Genomic DNA, 15709 nt, shown 5'->3' on the forward strand with positions numbered 1-15709 from the left:
GCTTCCTCTTTAAACGTTGAACGTTATCAGGCTTTTATCGAACGCTGTCAGACCGAGGCCAATACCAGGTGCATGTAGCGCTTGAGGATTTCAAGCATCTCTTCCCCGGTCAGAGGCTCTGCGCCGCCCAACAGGCCCTGATATTCCATCCGACTGATGATAGCCGTCAACACCTTGGCATCCTGCTGCGGCTCACGGGAACCCAATACCTGGAAAAACTGCCCGGTGCCTTGCAACAGGATCTGTTGATGGGAGCGTACCAGTTCGGCCAGGCGTGGGTTGAGCAGGGCTTCCTGGCGAAAGGCCTGTTCGGCCATCAGGTATTCGCGCCGGTTGGTCAGTTGGCGCAGCACATAGTCGGCGGTCAGGCGTGCGATGTCATCGGCCAGTTGCGAGCGCGACTCCGGGCTACCGTCGCCATAGGCGACCATCTCGCGTAACAGGCCTTCGTTACGCACCCACAGCTTGCCCATGAATGCGGCGCTGCGTTCCACGTACTGGGCGAAGGTGTCGGTGAGCAGGTCGTCGATGTCTTTGAAGTAATAGGTGGTGGCCGACAGCGGCACCCCCGCCTCTGCCGCCACTGCCCGGTGACGCACGGCCCGCACGCCATCGCGCACGACGATACGCATGGCCGCATCGAGAATGTCTTGCCGGCGTTGCTCGCTGCCCCGCCGACTGGCCTTGCGGCCCTGGTACTGAACGCTTTCAGCCACGGCAGCAGCAATGCCGGCGGCACCTTCTTGAGCCATTACGCGGTTCACCACACACATCCTTGAATAGAACAAAACCTGGCGCTGTTTGCTTGACACTCGTACAGGCCACATAAAAAAGCCGCCTTATAAAAGGCGGCTTCGGATTTCGCTACGGTTACGCTTGTGGCCGCATATGCGGGAACAGGATCACGTCGCGGATCGAAGGCGAGTTGGTCAACAACATCACCAGACGATCGATACCGATGCCTTCACCGGCAGTGGGCGGCATGCCGTATTCCAGGGCCCGTACGAAGTCGGCGTCGTAGTGCATGGCTTCGTCATCACCGGCGTCCTTGTCGGCCACCTGGGCCATGAAACGCTCGGCCTGGTCTTCCGCGTCATTAAGCTCGGAATAGGCGTTGGCGATTTCGCGGCCACCGATGAACAGCTCGAAACGGTCGGTGACGTTCGGGTTGTCGTCGTTGCGACGGGCCAGCGGCGACACTTCGAACGGGTACTGGGTAATGAAGTGCGGCTGCTCCAGCTTGTGCTCCACCAGCTCTTCGAAAATCATCACCTGCAGCTTGCCCAGGCCTTCGAAGCCCAGCACCTTGGCGCCGGCTTTCTTGGCAATGGCACGGGCCTTGTCGATGTCGTTGAGGTCGTCAGCGGTCAGCTCGGGGTTGTACTTGAGGATCGAGTCGAACACCGACAGGCGCACGAACGGCTCGCCGAAGTGGAACACCTTGTCGCCGTACGGCACGTCAGTGCTGCCCAGCACCAGCTGTGCCAGCTCGCGGAACAGCTCTTCGGTCAGGTCCATGTTGTCTTCGTAGTCGGCGTAGGCCTGGTAGAACTCCAACATGGTGAATTCTGGGTTGTGACGGGTCGAGACGCCTTCGTTACGGAAGTTCCGGTTGATCTCGAACACTTTCTCGAAGCCGCCAACCACCAGGCGCTTGAGGTACAGCTCCGGCGCGATACGCAGGAACATTTCCATGTCCAGCGCGTTGTGGTGGGTTTCGAACGGCTTGGCTGCGGCACCACCGGGGATGGTCTGCAGCATCGGGGTTTCCACTTCCAGGAAGTCACGCTGCATCAGGAAGCTGCGGATGTGGGCAATGACTTGCGAGCGCACGCGGAAGGTCTGGCGCACGTCTTCGTTGACGATCAGGTCAACGTAGCGCTGGCGATAGCGCTGTTCGGTGTCGGTCAGGCCGTGGTGCTTGTCTGGCAGCGGACGCAGGGACTTGGTCAGCAGGCGCACGTTGGTCATCTCGACGTACAGGTCGCCCTTGCCGGAACGGGCCAGGGTGCCTTCGGCGGCGATGATGTCGCCCATGTCCCAGGTTTTCACCGAGGCCAGGGTTTCTTCGGACAGGGTCTTGCGGTTGACGTAGACCTGGATGCGACCGGTCATGTCCTGGATCACCATGAACGAGCCACGGTTGAGCATGATGCGACCTGCCACCTTGACCGGGATCGCAGCCTCTGCCAGTTCTTCCTTGGTCTTGTCCGCGTATTGCTTCTGCAAGGCATCGCAGTAGTTGTCGCGGCGGAAGTCGTTGGGGAAGGCGTTACCCTTGGCGCGCTCGGCAGCAAGCTTTTCCTTGCGCAGGGCGATCAGGGAGTTTTCTTCCTGTTGCAGGGCTTGCGGGTCGAGTTGTTGGTCGCTCATGTCTTTTGAAATTCCATCACAGGTACGTTTTCCCCAGCCTTCGGCTGGGGATCGCGAGCAAGCTCGCTCCTACAGGGGTATTAGAGGCCGGATTTCAGGCTGGCTTCCAGGTATTCGTCGATATCGCCGTCGAGTACCTTGTCGCAGTCGCTGCGTTCGATGTTAGTGCGCAGATCCTTGATCCGCGAGGCATCGAGCACGTACGAACGGATCTGGTGACCCCAGCCGATATCCGACTTGGTGTCTTCCAGCGCCTGGGAAGCGGCGTTGCGCTTCTGCATTTCCTGCTCGTACAACTTGGCCCGCAGCATTTTCATGGCGGTGTCCTTGTTGGCGTGCTGGGAACGTTCGTTCTGGCAGCTGACCACGGTGTTGGTCGGTACGTGGGTAATACGTACGGCCGAGTCAGTGGTGTTTACGTGCTGGCCACCGGCACCGGAGGAACGGTAGGTGTCGATTCGCAGGTCGGCCGGGTTGATCTCGATTTCCACCTTGTCGTCGATCTCTGGCGAGACGAACACCGCAGAGAATGAGGTGTGGCGACGGTTGCCGGAGTCGAACGGGCTCTTGCGCACCAGGCGGTGCACGCCGATCTCGGTGCGCAGCCAGCCAAAGGCGTATTCGCCCTTGATATGCACGGTCGCGCCCTTGATACCGGCCACTTCACCGGCGGACAGTTCCATGATGGTCGCGTCGAAACCGCGTTTGTCAGCCCAGCGCAGGTACATGCGCAGCAGGATGTTGGCCCAGTCCTGGGCCTCGGTGCCGCCGGAACCGGCCTGGATATCCAGGTAGGCGTTGTTCGGGTCCATTTCATGGCTGAACATGCGGCGGAATTCAAGCTTGGCGAGGTTTTCCTCGAGACGGGCCAGCTCGGCGACGACATCGCCCACTGCGCCTTCGTCGTTTTCTTCGACGGCCATGTCCAGCAGGTCGCGGCAATCACCCAGGCCGGTGTTCAGTTCGTCGAGGGTATCGACGATCTGTGCCAGCGCAGCGCGCTCGCGCCCCAGTTCCTGGGCGTATTCAGGTTTGTTCCAGACACTCGGATCTTCAAGCTCGCGATTGACCTCGGTCAGACGCTCATGCTTTTGATCGTAGTCAAAGATACCCCCGAATAGTTTCGAAGCGCTCGGACAGGTCCTTGATGGTGTTAAGGATCGGGTTGATTTCCATGGCGGGCAGCACTCGTTGGCGAACTTTTGAAAGCCGGCGAGTATAACGGCAAACGGCTGGAAACGGCAGCCCGCTTGGCCGAAAAGGCGGGGGTTTGTACACGATCCCACGACCGATGAAGATTGAAATGTGGGAGCGGGCTTGCTCGCGAAAGCGCGATACCAGTCACTAAATGCGTTGACTGACCCACCGCATTCGCGAGCAAGCCCGCTCCCACAGGGGATCTGCGCTTAACTGACGGGTATTAAGGCTTCCCCCTTCCACATTGGGGGTTGGGCGGCGCTGGGAATTACTCGATGCCCACCTGATTACGCCCATTGTTCTTGGCCGTGTACAAGCCCTTGTCCGCCGCCATGATCAACTGCCGGCAATCGGTGCCCTGGACCGGCGTCAACGTCGACAGCCCAATACTGATGGTCAGGCTGGCACCTTCCGCCGGGGCGATGTGCGGGATTTTCAACGCCGCTACCGCCATGCGCAGTTTTTCCGCGACCAGGCGTGCGCCGCCCGGCGAGGTGTTGGGCAGGACCAGCGCGAACTCTTCACCGCCGTAGCGCGCCGGCAAATCCGAAGGACGGCTGCTGGCTTCACGGATGGTGTTGGCGACTTTACGCAGGGCTTCGTCGCCCTCGACGTGGCCGAAGCTGTCGTTGAAGGTCTTGAAGAAGTCCACGTCGATCATCAGCAACGACAGCTGGGTCTGGTCGCGCATGGCGCGGCGCCATTCCAGCTCCAGGTATTCGTCGAAGTGGCGGCGGTTGGACAGCCCGGTCAGGCCGTCGGAGTTCATCAGGCGTTGCAGCACCAGGTTGGTGTCCAGCAACTGTTGCTGGCTGACGCGCAACGCGCGGTAGGCCGCGTCGCGCTGCAACAGGGTCATGTAGGAGCGCGAGTGATAGCGGATGCGCGCCACCAGCTCGATGTTGTCCGGCAGCTTGACCAGGTAATCGTTGGCCCCGGCCGCAAAGGCCGCGCTTTTGATCAGCGGGTCTTCCTTGGTGGACAGCACGATGATCGGGATATTCGCGGTGGCCGGGTGATTGCGGTATTCGCGCACCAGGGTCAGGCCGTCCAGGCCCGGCATCACCAGGTCTTGCAGGATCACCGTGGGCTTGATGCGGATCGCCTGGGCAATGGCCTGGTGCGGGTCGGCGCAAAAGTGGAAGTCGATGTTCTCTTCATGGGCCAGGCCACGCCGCACGGCTTCACCGATCATGGCCTGGTCGTCGACCAGCAACACCATGGCGGCGTTTTCGTCGGTCTTGAAGTCGTCGAGCTGTAAATCATTCATGTGCAGTCACCTGAATTACTACCTGCAAGCCAGCACGGCGGGAGATTCTTGTTCATTTTGCAAAGACCTCCAGCAATCGGGGCGCAATTCTATCCAGTGGGCGAATTTCAACAGCAGCATCAATCGCCGCCGCCGCTTTGGGCATGCCATACACCGCCGAGCTCTGTTGGTCCTGGGCGATGGTCAAATATCCTTGTTCGCGCATCAGCTTGAGGCCCTGGGCGCCGTCGCGCCCCATGCCGGTGAGCAACACGCCGACGGCGTCACCGTTCCAGTAGCTGGCGACGCTTTCGAAAAACACGTCGATGGAGGGCCGGTAAATCTCGTTCACCGGCTCTGCGGTATAGGCTAGCGTGCCATTTTTCAACAAGCGAATATGGTGGTTGGTTCCGGCCAGCAATACCACGCCGGGTTGAGGCGGCTCGCCTTCACAGGCCAGGCGCACCGGCAGGCCGGAAGCGCTGCTCAACCACTCGGCCATGCCGGCGGCAAACACCTGGTCCACATGCTGCACCAGCACGATGGCGGCGGGAAAATCCCGGGGCAAACCCTTGAGCAGCACTTCCAGAGCCGCCGGCCCACCGGCGGAAGATCCAATCGCCACCAGCCGTTGACGCTTGCCGGTAACCCGCTGCGGCGGGGTTTCGGCACGCACTCGGGTACCACGCTGGCCGATCAGCCAGCCAATATTGAGGATCTTGCGCAACAGGGGCGCCGCCGCATCCTTGGGGTTGCCCACCCCCAGCGTCGGGGTGTCCACCACATCCAGGGCGCCGTGGCCCATGGCTTCGAATACACGGCTGACGTTGGCCTGGCGGTCGACGGTGACGATCACGATCGCGCATGGCGTGTCGGCCATGATCTGGCGGGTAGCTTCCACGCCGTCCATCACCGGCATGATCAAGTCCATCAGGATCAGGTCCGGGGTCAGCTCGGCGCAACGTTGCACCGCTTCCAGGCCATTGCTGGCCACCCACACAACCTCGTGGGCGGGCTCGTAACTCAGGGCGCGGCGCAAGGCCTCTACGGCCAGGGGCATGTCATTGACGATCGCAATCCTCATGCCCGGGCGCCTCCAATCAGTTCAACCACGGCGTCGAGCAAGGCGTCGTCATGGAAACTGGCTTTGGCTAAATAATAGTCGGCCCCGGCGTCGAGGCCACGGCGGCGGTCTTCTTCACGATCCTTGTAAGAAACCACCATCACCGGCAACGATTGCAGGCGACTGTCACGGCGCAAAAGTGTGACCAATTCAATACCGTCCATGCGAGGCATATCAATATCCGTGATAAGCAGGTCGAAGTCCTCGGAGCGCAATGCGTTCCAGCCATCCATGCCATCGACCGCAACGGCAACTTCATAACCACGGTTGAGTAACAATTTGCGTTGCAGCTCGCGCACCGTCAGTGAGTCGTCCACCACCAGCACACGCTTGCGCGGCGCTTCGGTGGCCTGCTGGCTGCGCCGGGCGATGCGCTCCAGGCGGCCGGTGTTGAGCAATTTATCCACCGAGCGCAGCATGTCTTCGACGTCGACGATCAACACCACCGAGCCGTCATCGAGCAAGGCCCCGGCAGAAATGTCCTGGACCTTGCCCAGACGATCATCCAGCGGCAACACCACCAGGGTGCGCTCGCCAATAAAACGCTCCACGGCAATCCCGTACACGGCATCGCGTTCGCGGATCACCACTACTTTCAAGGTATCTGACGGGGTCTGCCCCGGCGGGCGCTGCAGCAACTGGCTGGCGGCAACCAGGCCGACGTGCCGGCCCTCATGCCAGAAGTGCTGGCGGCCTTCCAACTGCACGATATCGTCGGGGGCCAGGTCGCACATGCGTTCGATATGCGCCAGGGGGAAGGCATAGGCTTCTTCGCCGACCTCCACCACCAGGCTGCGCACCACCGACAAGGTCAACGGCACCTCCAGGTGGAAGCGGCTGCCCTGCCCTGCTGTCTGTTCCAGCACCACCGCGCCGCGCAGCTGGCGAACCATATGTTGCACCGCGTCCAGGCCCACACCGCGCCCGGACACTTCGGTGACCTTGTCACGCAGGCTGAACCCCGGCAGGAACAGAAACGTGAGCAGTTCTTCTTCGCTCAGGCGCAGGGCCGTTTCCACCGGCGACAAATTCCGGTCGACAATGGTGCCGCGCAGGCGCTCGAGGTCGACACCGTTGCCGTCATCGCTCAGCTCCAGCACCAGCAGCCCGGCCTGATGGGACGCGCGTAGGCGAATCAAGCCTTCGGCCGGTTTGCCCGCCAGCACGCGCTGCTCAGGGGTTTCGATGCCGTGGTCGACCGCATTGCGCAATAAATGGGTGAGCGGTGCTTCGAGTTTTTCCAGCACGTCACGGTCGACCTGGGTCTTTTCGCCCTCAATCTCCAGGCGCACCTGCTTGCCCAGGCTACGACCGAGGTCACGCACCATGCGCACCTGCCCGGCCAGCACGTCGGCAAACGGCCGCATGCGGCAGGCCAAGGCGGTGTCGTAAAGCACTTGGGCACGCTGGCCGGCCTGCCAGCCGAACTCATCCAGCTCGGCGTTTTTTTCCGCCAGCAGGGCCTGGGCTTCACTCAGCAGGCGACGGGTATCGGCCAGGGCTTCCTGGGCTTCCAGGTTCAGATCCAATGATTTGAGCTGGCCATCCAGGGCGTCGAGGGCACGCAAGCTGTTGCTTTGAATGCGCTTGAGCCGCTGCAGGCTGGCCAGGTACGGCTTGAGCCGCTGGGTTTCCACCAGGGATTTGCTGGACAAGTCCAACAGGCTGTTCAAGCGCTCGGCTGTAACCCGCAGCACCCGCTCGCCGCCTTCGGTCATGCGCTTGTTCTGGCGCGGGGCTTCGCTACTGACCACTGGCGCGGGCTCCAACTCAGGCTCCAGCAGCAAGGCGTCTACCTGCGGCACAGAGAGGGGCTCGGGTTTTGGCAGCGGCGTGGCAATCGGCTGCGAGGGGTCGAGCAAGCGCTCCATCAGCGCTACGTACGCTTCGATATCCGCCGGCCCCACATCGTTGCCCGGGGTGGCGATACGCATCAGCAGGTCGGTGCCTTGCAGCAACGCGTCGATATGTTCAGGTTGCAGGTACAGGCGGCCCTCCTGGGCGCTGACCAGGCAATCTTCCATGACATGGGCCACGCTGACCCCGGCATCCACGCCGACAATCCGCGCCGCCCCTTTAAGTGAATGCGCGGCGCGCATGCAGGCTTCGAGCTGGTCGGCCTGGGTCGGGTTGCGCTCCAGCGCCAGCAGGCCCGCGCTCAACACCTGGGTCTGCGCGTCCGCTTCCAGGCTGAACAGTTCCAACAACGAGGCATCGCGCATCTGGTCGGGGGTCATGCGAGGCTCCGGGTCACGGCGGACAACAATTGCGCTTCGTCCAGCCAACGCAGGCTGCGGCCTTTCCACTGCAACACGCCTTGGGTGTAGCGGGCGCTGGCCTGGGTGCCGGACACCGACGCGGCCTGCAGGGTGCGCTCATCGATGGCGTGGATGCCGTCTACTTCATCCACCGGCACCACGACCGGGCCGTCCTGGGCAGCGATGATGAGCATGCGCGGCATGATCCGCCCGCCGCTGGCGCCGGTACTGGTGCTGTCCAGGCCCAACAGTTCCACCAGTGACAGGCATGCCACCAGCGCCCCGCGTACATTGGCCACGCCCAGCAGCGCCCGGGAGCGCTGGTGCGGCAGCGAGTGGATCGGCTGCAACGGCGCCACTTCCACCAGGCAACGGGTGGCGATGCCGAGCCATTCTTCGCCGAGGCGGAACATCAACAGCGAACGGGTGACCACCTCGTTATCCGCTTCGGCAGTTGCCTGCGCGTGATGGTCGTCCTGTTGCAGCGCGTAGCGGTCAAGCAGGCGCGTTGCAGCGGCCGAATACACCGAGCAATTGCGGCAGTGGATGTGCTCAGCCAACAACGGGCAGGACTTGTCGCCATGGATACCGATGCGGTTCCAACAGTCGTCAATGGCTTGGGTGTCAGTCAGCGTCAGGTCCAGGCCTGCGGTGTCGAGCACGTCAGGGCTACTCATCGTTTGGACTCACTGTCAGCTCGCTCGCTACGGGCGGCGCGTGCCTGAAGACGACGCGCGCCGGCACTGTCGCCCTGGGACTCGAGCAAAGCGGCCAGGTGCATCAGGGCCTGGGGATGCTGCGGTTCCAGATACAGGGCTTTTCGATAATACCCTTGCGCCTCCAGGGCACTGCCAGCCACATCGCTGAGCAGCCCCAGCCAATAAAACACCTGGGCGGCCGGTGGGTGACTGCTCAAATAGCGCTCGCAGGCCGCACGGGCTTCGGCACTTTTGCCCTCATTGGCCAGGGTTGCGATCTGGCTAAGCAAATCCCCGGCATCGGTAGGCACCCCTTTGACCGGTGGCACGCTGGGGCTGACCGTGCTGAACGGCCGTGGCTTGAGCGGTATCGGCGCCGCCCTGCGCTGCGGTAGCGGCGCGGGCGTCGGTTTGACCACAGGTGCTGGCGGCGGGGTCGGTTCTACATGCCGACTGAAAGCAAAGGACTGCGGCACGCCGATGGAGCGCATACCGTGGCGCCCCAGCAGGCTGCCCTCGGCTGGGCCGATAAACAGCACGCCGTCCACGTGAGTCAATGCCTTGAGCACATCAAACACTTGTTTCTGGGTCGGCTGGTCGAAGTAGATCAGCAGGTTGCGGCAGAACACAAAGTCGTAGGTTGGCTCGTTCGCCAGCAGTGCCGGGTCCAGCAAGTTGCCGACTTGCAGGCGCACTTGTTCGCGCACTCGGTCGGCGATGCGGTAACTGCCTGCGTCTTCAGTGAAGTGGCGGTCGCGAAACTCAAGGTCGGCGCCGCGAAACGAGTTCTTGCCGTACACACCCCGCCGCGCCCGCTCCACCGACAGCGGGCTGACATCCATGCCCTGGACTTTGAACTGGTGGGGCGCCAAACCCGCATCAAGTAAAGCCATAGCAATCGAATAGGGCTCTTCGCCGGTCGAACACGGCAGGCTGAGAATACGCAGGGCGCGCATCTGATTGATCTCGGCCAGGCGCACCTGGGCCAGGCGGGCCAGGGTGGCAAAGGATTCGGGATAACGGAAAAACCAAGTCTCGGGGACGATCACCGCTTCGATCAGCGCCTGCTGCTCGTCATGGGAGGTTTGCAAGTGCTGCCAGTAAGCCTCCGCCGACGGCGACTGGGACGACTGGCAGCGCTGGCGCACCGCGCGTTCGATGATCGCCTCGCCCACCGACGCGACGTCCAGGCCGATGCGTTCTTTCAAGAACGCGAAAAACCGCGGGTCATTGCTCATAGGCTCAACTCGGCGCAGAACAACAAGGCGCGCACTGGCGCGGTCAACAGATCCGCGACGCCAATCCACTGCATCAAGCCCTGGGCATCCTCACGCACCGGCCCCAGGTATGGCGCCTGCTGATTATCCAGGCCATAGGGCTGGAACTCGGCGGGGTCGCAACGCAGAGTGTCGGTGGCCTGTTCCAGGATCAGCCCCAACCAACGTGCTTCACTCCAGGGCTGCGGTTGGTAATTGACCAACACCAGGCGCGTACTGGTGCGCGCCTGGGCCGAAGTGCCGAACGTCAGCGCGCTCAAGTCGATGACCGGCACCAGCACCCCACGATGGGCGAAGATACCCGCCACCCATAAGGGCGCTTGGGCGATAGGTTTGAGCACCAGGCGCGGCAGCACCTCGGCCACTTCGGTGGCCTTGAGGGCAAAGCGTTCATTGCCGATGCGAAACACCAGGAACAACGCCTTTTTCGCTGCCGGGACGGCACCGCGTTTAGCCGCGAGCTCGCTCATCAGACTTTGAAACGCGAGACGCCGCTGCGCAGACCGACCGCAACCTGGCTCAGTTCATCAATGGCAAAGCTGGCCTGGCGCAGGGATTCGACGGTCTGGCTGCTGGCATCGCCCAATTGCACCAGCGCGTGGTTGATCTGCTCGGCGCCGGTGGCCTGGGCCTGCATGCCTTCGTTGACCATCAACACCCGCGGCGCCAGGGCCTGTACCTGATGGATGATCTGCGACAGTTGCTCGCCCACTTGTTGCACCTCAGACATGCCCCGGCGCACCTCCTCGGAAAACTTGTCCATGCCCATCACCCCCGCCGACACCGCCGACTGGATCTCGCGCACCATCTGTTCGATGTCGTAGGTCGCCACGGCGGTCTGATCGGCCAGGCGACGCACTTCGGTGGCAACCACGGCAAAGCCGCGCCCGTATTCACCGGCTTTCTCTGCCTCGATCGCAGCATTGAGGGACAACAGGTTGGTCTGGTCGGCCACCTTGACGATGGTCACTACCACCTGGTTGATGTTGCCGGCCTTCTCATTGAGTATCGCCAGCTTGGCGTTGACCAGGTCGGCGGCGCCCATCACCGAGTGCATGGTTTCTTCCATGCGGGCCAGGCCCTGCTGGCCGGAACCTGCTGCCACCGAGGCCTGGTCGGCGGCGGTGGACACTTCGGTCATGGTGCGGACCAAGTCTTTGGACGTGGCGGCGATTTCGCGGGATGTGGCGCCGATTTCGGTGGTTGTCGCCGCGGTTTCTGTCGCGGTCGCCTGTTGCTGCTTGGAGGTCGCGGCAATCTCGGTGACCGAGGTAGTGACCTGTACCGATGAGCGCTGCGCTTGGGACACCAGGGCAGTCAGCTCGGTCATCATGTCGTTGAAGCCGGTTTCAACCGCGTTGAATTCATCCTTGCGCTCCAGGTTCAGACGCTTGCTCAGGTCGCCGGTGCGCATGACTTCGAGGATTTGAACGATGCGCTGCATCGGCGCCATGATCGCGCGCATCAGCAACAGGCCGCACAGCGCGGCGGCGAGAATTGCCAGCAGCAGCGAGACGCCCATGCTGATCTTCGCGGCCGCTACCGCATCATCGATGGCGGCGGTGGCGTTGTCGGCGACCTGTTTGTTCTCGTTGATAATGTCATTGAGCTTCATGCGGCCTGCGGTCCAGGCGGGGGTCAGTTGCTCGTTGAACAACCTCAGCGCTTCGGCTGAATTGTTGCTCTGATGAGCTTCCAGGACCTGAGCGAGAATCCGATTGTAGTTCTGATGCAGTTTTTCGAAGGCATCGAACTCGGTGCGATCCTGATCGATATTGATCGTCGCCGCATAGCTACCCATGTGCTGTTCGAGCCGTGCTTCGAAAGACTTGTAGTCCTGCTTGTCAACCTCGGAAATGCCCTGGTTCTTGTGGATACCGACCAGTTCCTGGGTTTGCAGGTAGCTGTCGACCCAGGCGCTGCGAATCATCGAGCTGAAAAACACCCCCGGCACTGCATCGTCTCGGACTGAGTTTTCGCTGACTTCGATTTTCAGCAGGCGTGAATACGAGACTACGACCATTAGGAGCATGATCGCGATAATTACCGCAAAGCTCGCCAAAATCCTTTGGCGCAGGGTCCAGTTCTTCACAGTAATTCCTCGAGGGCCGTTCAAATGGAGGGGAGTATAGCTGAGCGGCTGCGCGCTTTTATCAAGGCTTTTGATGTGCAGTGCACAGAATGCAGATGTGCTTGGGTTGGCCATAGCTATCTACACAATTTTGCGTGCGACGCGGGGCCTGTGGCGAGGGAGCTTGCTCCCGTGACGGCCTGATAGCCGACACCTATTCACCTGCCCCCCACGATCTGAATGTGGGAGCTGGCTTGCCTGCGATGGCGGCCTCCCAGCCTACGGCTATCTACCTGACACCCCGCGGCCCAATTGTGGGAGCTGGCTTGCCTGCGAAGGCGGCCTAACAGTCAACACAGCTGGATTGTGTACATATCCATTCCTGCGGTAACGGCCACTTAGGGTTCCGCTCTGACAGCGGGTCACTTTTGGAAAAGAGCCCCAAAAGTAACCAAAAGGGCTCTTGCCCCACCACTCGGCACCTCGCTTAGGCTCGGTGTGCCCGTAATCCGCCAGTGATTTGGGGGGCCGCCGCCACGCGCCATCCATGGCGCGGGGCGGCTAAACCGGCATCCCTGCCGGTTTACCCCCCAAATCCCTGGCGAATTCCGGCCAGCGTGGTTTAACGGGGCGCCTGAGATCAAGATCAAGAGCAGATCAAGAGCGGCTCGCTTCGCATCGTGGTTAGGGTGTGGGTACCTATGCCGCGATGGGGTGAGTCAGTCGGAAATAGAGTGACTGGTCTAGCGCATTCGCGGGCAAGCCCGCTCCCACAGGTTTGACTGGGGTGTGGCCCTATTTAGGCGTTTAGCCGTACTTGTTTTTCCAACTCCAGCTTCAAGCCTGGTTCAAGTTTCAGTTGGCGGGCCAGTTCGTCCAGGTAGGCTTTTTCCATGAAGTTTTCTTCGTCTACCAGCATCACGCTGGCGATGTACATTTCGGCGGCCATTTCCGGGGTGCTGGCGGCGCGGGCGACGTCGGTGGGGTCCAGGGGTTTGTTGAGTTCGGCGTGCAGCCAGTGTTGCAGTTCCTGGTCGTTATCCAGCTTGGTAAATTCGCCTTCGATCAAGGCGCGCTCGCGCTCATCCACATGCCCGTCAGCCTTGGCTGCGGCCACCAGTGCCTTGAGAATGCCTTGGCTGTGTTGTTCGACCTGGGCCGCTGGCAGGCGGTCGATGGTTTGCGGCTCGCCTTGGGGCGCGCTGGCCTGCTGGGCTTGCCAGTTGCCGTAAGCCTTGTAGGCAATCACACCGAGTGCGGCCAAGCCGCCGTAGGTGAGCGCCTTGCCGCCGAATTTGCGGGCTTTTTTGTTACCCAGCAGCAAGCCCATGGCTCCCGCTGCCAGGGCGCCGCCGCCGGCACCGCCGAGCATGCTGCCGAGCCCGCCACCGTTGAGCAAGCCGCCGAGGGCGCCCTTGTCATTGGACTTGCGTTGGCCGCCGGCCTTGTTTTGCAACATGTCCTGGCCAGACTTGAGCAGTTGATCGAGCAATCCACGGGTATTCATTCGTAGCCTCCAGACACTTGGGTTCGTAGGACCAATAGGCCTCCAGCGTAAAACTAAGTGCCAAAAAGCCGTGATCTAGAGTGCTTCCAGATGTAACGCTCAGTTGCGATGCTGGAAATGTCTTGTTGCACATGCAACGCCATCATCCCGCCATCAATCAATTTGCCTCGCTCATCGAACCGCTTAAGCTATCCGGCGTCTGTTTATTGTCCGTTGCGTTTGGCCGAAGGCATGTCCGAACCGTTATTTCTGATCCGTTACGTGCCAGGAACGGCGCGGGATTTGCTCACGACAGGTTGTCTCTATGCACCGCAGGAATTTGCTCAAAGCATCCATGGCCATTGCGGCTTACACCGGTTTGTCGGCCAGTGGCCTGCTGGCCGCGCAGGCCTGGGCAGGAAACCGGGCTGCCGATGGCAAGGCCGTGGCGTTCGATTTCGAATCGCTCAAGGCCCAGGCCAAGCAATTGGCCACCCGTGGCTACCAGGACACTAAGCAGGTGCTGCCGCCGACCCTGGCCACCATGACCCCGCAGAATTTCAACGCCATCGGCTATGACCGTAACCATTCACTGTGGAAGGAGTTGAACGGCCAACTGGACGTGCAGTTCTTCCACGTCGGCATGGGTTTCAAGACGCCGGTGCGCATGCACAGCGTCGACCCCAAGACCCGTGAAGCCCGCGAAGTGCACTTTCGCCCTTCGCTGTTCAACTATGAAAAAACCACGGTGGACACCCAGCAATTAACCGGCGACCTGGGTTTCTCCGGCTTCAAGCTGTTCAAGGCGCCGGAACTGGACCGCCATGACGTGCTGTCGTTTCTCGGCGCCAGCTACTTTCGCGCAGTGGATTCCACCGGCCAGTACGGCCTCTCGGCGCGTGGCCTGGCGATTGATACCTACGCGAAAAAACGCGAGGAATTCCCTGATTTCACGCAGTTCTGGTTCGAAACCCCGGACAAGAACGCCACGCGTTTTGTGGTCTACGCCCTGCTCGACTCGCCAAGCGCCACTGGCGCCTATCGCTTCGACATCGACTGCCAGGCCAACCAAGTGGTGATGGCGATCGACGCGCACATCAATGCGCGCACCGCCATCGAACAACTGGGCATCGCGCCCATGACCAGTATGTTCAGCTGCGGCACCCATGAGCGCCGCATGTGCGACACCATCCACCCGCAAATCCACGACTCCGACCGCCTGGCCATGTGGCGAGGCAACGGCGAATGGGTCTGCCGGCCTCTGAACAACCCGGCCAAGCTGCAATTCAACGCGTTCGCCGACACCGACCCCAAAGGCTTCGGCCTGGTGCAGACCGACCATGAGTTCGCCAGCTACCAAGACACCGTCGACTGGTACAGCAAACGCCCAAGCCTGTGGGTTGAACCGACCACGGCCTGGGGCGAAGGCTCGATCGACCTGCTGGAAATCCCCACCACCGGCGAAACCCTGGACAATATCGTGGCCTTCTGGACCCCGAAAAAGCCCGTGGCCGCGGGTGATTCGCTCAACTATGGCTACAAGCTGTACTGGAGCGCACTGCCGCCAGTGAGCACGCCGCTGGCACAAGTCGACGCGACCCGTTCGGGCATGGGCGGCTTTACCGAAGGCTGGGCACCCGGGGAGCATTATCCGAAGGTATGGGCGCGGCGTTTTGCCGTGGACTTCAAGGGCGGCGGCCTGGATCGCCTGCCGGCGGGCACCGGCATCGAGCCTGTGGTGACCTGTTCCCACGGTGAGGTGAAGGACTTCAGCGTGCTGGTGCTGGACAACATCAAGGGTTACCGCATCCTGTTCGACTGGTACCCCACCAGCGACAGCGTGGAGCCGGTCGAGCTACGCCTGTTTATTCGCACCCAGGACCGCACCCTCAGTGAAACCTGGCTGTATCAGTACTTCCCGCCTGCGCCAGAGCAACGCAAGTACACCTAATGCCACACTGCACGATCATTCCCACG

12 protein-coding genes are annotated in these 15709 nt (G+C 61.5%); 1 reads left to right on the forward strand and 11 read right to left on the reverse strand.

The features are described 5' to 3' along the window. Positions 1-47: 47 nt before the first annotated feature. The 11 genes from CRN80_RS01110 to CRN80_RS01165 all read right to left on the reverse strand — a co-directional run bounded on the left by CRN80_RS01110 (position 48) and on the right by CRN80_RS01165 (position 13753). On the reverse strand, positions 48-764 hold the full coding sequence (locus CRN80_RS01110) for a TetR/AcrR family transcriptional regulator (protein WP_078467916.1): 717 nt from the start codon (positions 762-764) through the stop codon (positions 48-50). Between the two features lie 106 nt (positions 765-870). After that, positions 871-2373 (reverse strand): lysine--tRNA ligase, encoded by a 1503-nt coding sequence (lysS, locus tag CRN80_RS01115; protein WP_003189082.1) that lies wholly within the window; start codon positions 2371-2373, stop codon positions 871-873. A gap of 80 nt (positions 2374-2453) precedes the next feature. Beyond that, positions 2454-3549, reverse strand: a protein-coding gene (prfB, locus tag CRN80_RS01120) for a peptide chain release factor 2 (RefSeq protein WP_098949376.1) whose coding sequence is annotated in 2 segments (ribosomal slippage) — positions 2454-3476 and positions 3478-3549 — 1095 coding nt in all. Because the reading frame shifts where the segments join, the coding sequence is not laid out codon by codon here. A gap of 289 nt (positions 3550-3838) precedes the next feature. Next, positions 3839-4840 carry a PleD family two-component system response regulator gene (locus CRN80_RS01125; protein ID WP_014717198.1) on the reverse strand — a complete coding sequence of 334 codons (1002 nt, stop codon included), beginning with the start codon at positions 4838-4840 and terminating at the stop codon, positions 3839-3841. 52 nt (positions 4841-4892) lie between these two features. Beyond that, positions 4893-5903: a chemotaxis response regulator protein-glutamate methylesterase gene (locus tag CRN80_RS01130; protein ID WP_098949377.1), complete on the reverse strand. Its 1011-nt coding sequence runs from the start codon at positions 5901-5903 to the stop codon at positions 4893-4895. Next, complete coding sequence (locus tag CRN80_RS01135; protein WP_098949378.1) at positions 5900-8179, reverse strand: hybrid sensor histidine kinase/response regulator; 2280 nt, start codon at positions 8177-8179, stop codon at positions 5900-5902. The genes CRN80_RS01130 and CRN80_RS01135 overlap by 4 nt, the downstream gene beginning before the upstream one ends. Continuing rightward, positions 8176-8877, reverse strand: coding sequence for a chemotaxis protein CheW (locus CRN80_RS01140; RefSeq protein WP_044272240.1), 702 nt, complete (start codon positions 8875-8877; stop codon positions 8176-8178). The genes CRN80_RS01135 and CRN80_RS01140 overlap by 4 nt, the downstream gene beginning before the upstream one ends. Further along, complete coding sequence (locus CRN80_RS01145) at positions 8874-10136, reverse strand: protein-glutamate O-methyltransferase CheR (RefSeq protein WP_098949379.1); 1263 nt, start codon at positions 10134-10136, stop codon at positions 8874-8876. The genes CRN80_RS01140 and CRN80_RS01145 overlap by 4 nt, the downstream gene beginning before the upstream one ends. After that, positions 10133-10645, reverse strand: a complete 513-nt coding sequence (locus CRN80_RS01150) for a chemotaxis protein CheW (RefSeq protein WP_098949380.1) — start codon at positions 10643-10645, stop codon at positions 10133-10135. Before CRN80_RS01150 ends, CRN80_RS01145 begins: the two co-directional genes overlap by 4 nt. Beyond that, the gene (locus CRN80_RS01155) at positions 10645-12267 is read right to left on the reverse strand and encodes a methyl-accepting chemotaxis protein (protein ID WP_044272237.1); all 1623 of its coding nucleotides are present in this window, start codon (positions 12265-12267) and stop codon (positions 10645-10647) included. Before CRN80_RS01155 ends, CRN80_RS01150 begins: the two co-directional genes overlap by 1 nt. A gap of 778 nt (positions 12268-13045) precedes the next feature. Further along, positions 13046-13753 carry a tellurite resistance TerB family protein gene (locus tag CRN80_RS01165; protein WP_056790152.1) on the reverse strand — a complete coding sequence of 236 codons (708 nt, stop codon included), beginning with the start codon at positions 13751-13753 and terminating at the stop codon, positions 13046-13048. Positions 13754-14057: 304 nt separating this feature from the next. Here CRN80_RS01165 and CRN80_RS01170 point away from each other — a divergent pair, with 304 nt between their 5' ends. Next, positions 14058-15683: a glucan biosynthesis protein D gene (locus tag CRN80_RS01170; RefSeq protein ID WP_056790149.1), complete on the forward strand. Its 1626-nt coding sequence runs from the start codon at positions 14058-14060 to the stop codon at positions 15681-15683. Positions 15684-15709: the final 26 nt, after the last annotated feature.

The sequence above is a fragment of the Pseudomonas sp. FDAARGOS_380 genome, from assembly GCF_002591235.1.
Classification (GTDB): Bacteria; Pseudomonadota; Gammaproteobacteria; order Pseudomonadales; family Pseudomonadaceae; genus Aquipseudomonas; species Aquipseudomonas salmasensis.

Bases quoted from the DNA above. Each gene is read 5' to 3' on its own strand.
- lysS (WP_003189082.1), bottom strand. From the start codon at position 2,373: ATGAGCGACCAACAACTCGACCCGCAAGCCCTGCAACAGGAAGAAAAC.
- CRN80_RS01125 (WP_014717198.1), bottom strand. From the start codon at position 4,840: ATGAATGATTTACAGCTCGACGACTTCAAGACCGACGAAAACGCCGCC.
- CRN80_RS01130 (WP_098949377.1), bottom strand. From the start codon at position 5,903: ATGAGGATTGCGATCGTCAATGACATGCCCCTGGCCGTAGAGGCCTTG.
- CRN80_RS01135 (WP_098949378.1), bottom strand. From the start codon at position 8,179: ATGACCCCCGACCAGATGCGCGATGCCTCGTTGTTGGAACTGTTCAGC.
- CRN80_RS01140 (WP_044272240.1), bottom strand. From the start codon at position 8,877: ATGAGTAGCCCTGACGTGCTCGACACCGCAGGCCTGGACCTGACGCTG.
- CRN80_RS01145 (WP_098949379.1), bottom strand. From the start codon at position 10,136: ATGAGCAATGACCCGCGGTTTTTCGCGTTCTTGAAAGAACGCATCGGC.
- CRN80_RS01150 (WP_098949380.1), bottom strand. From the start codon at position 10,645: ATGAGCGAGCTCGCGGCTAAACGCGGTGCCGTCCCGGCAGCGAAAAAG.
- CRN80_RS01165 (WP_056790152.1), bottom strand. From the start codon at position 13,753: ATGAATACCCGTGGATTGCTCGATCAACTGCTCAAGTCTGGCCAGGAC.
- CRN80_RS01170 (WP_056790149.1), top strand. From the start codon at position 14,058: ATGCACCGCAGGAATTTGCTCAAAGCATCCATGGCCATTGCGGCTTAC.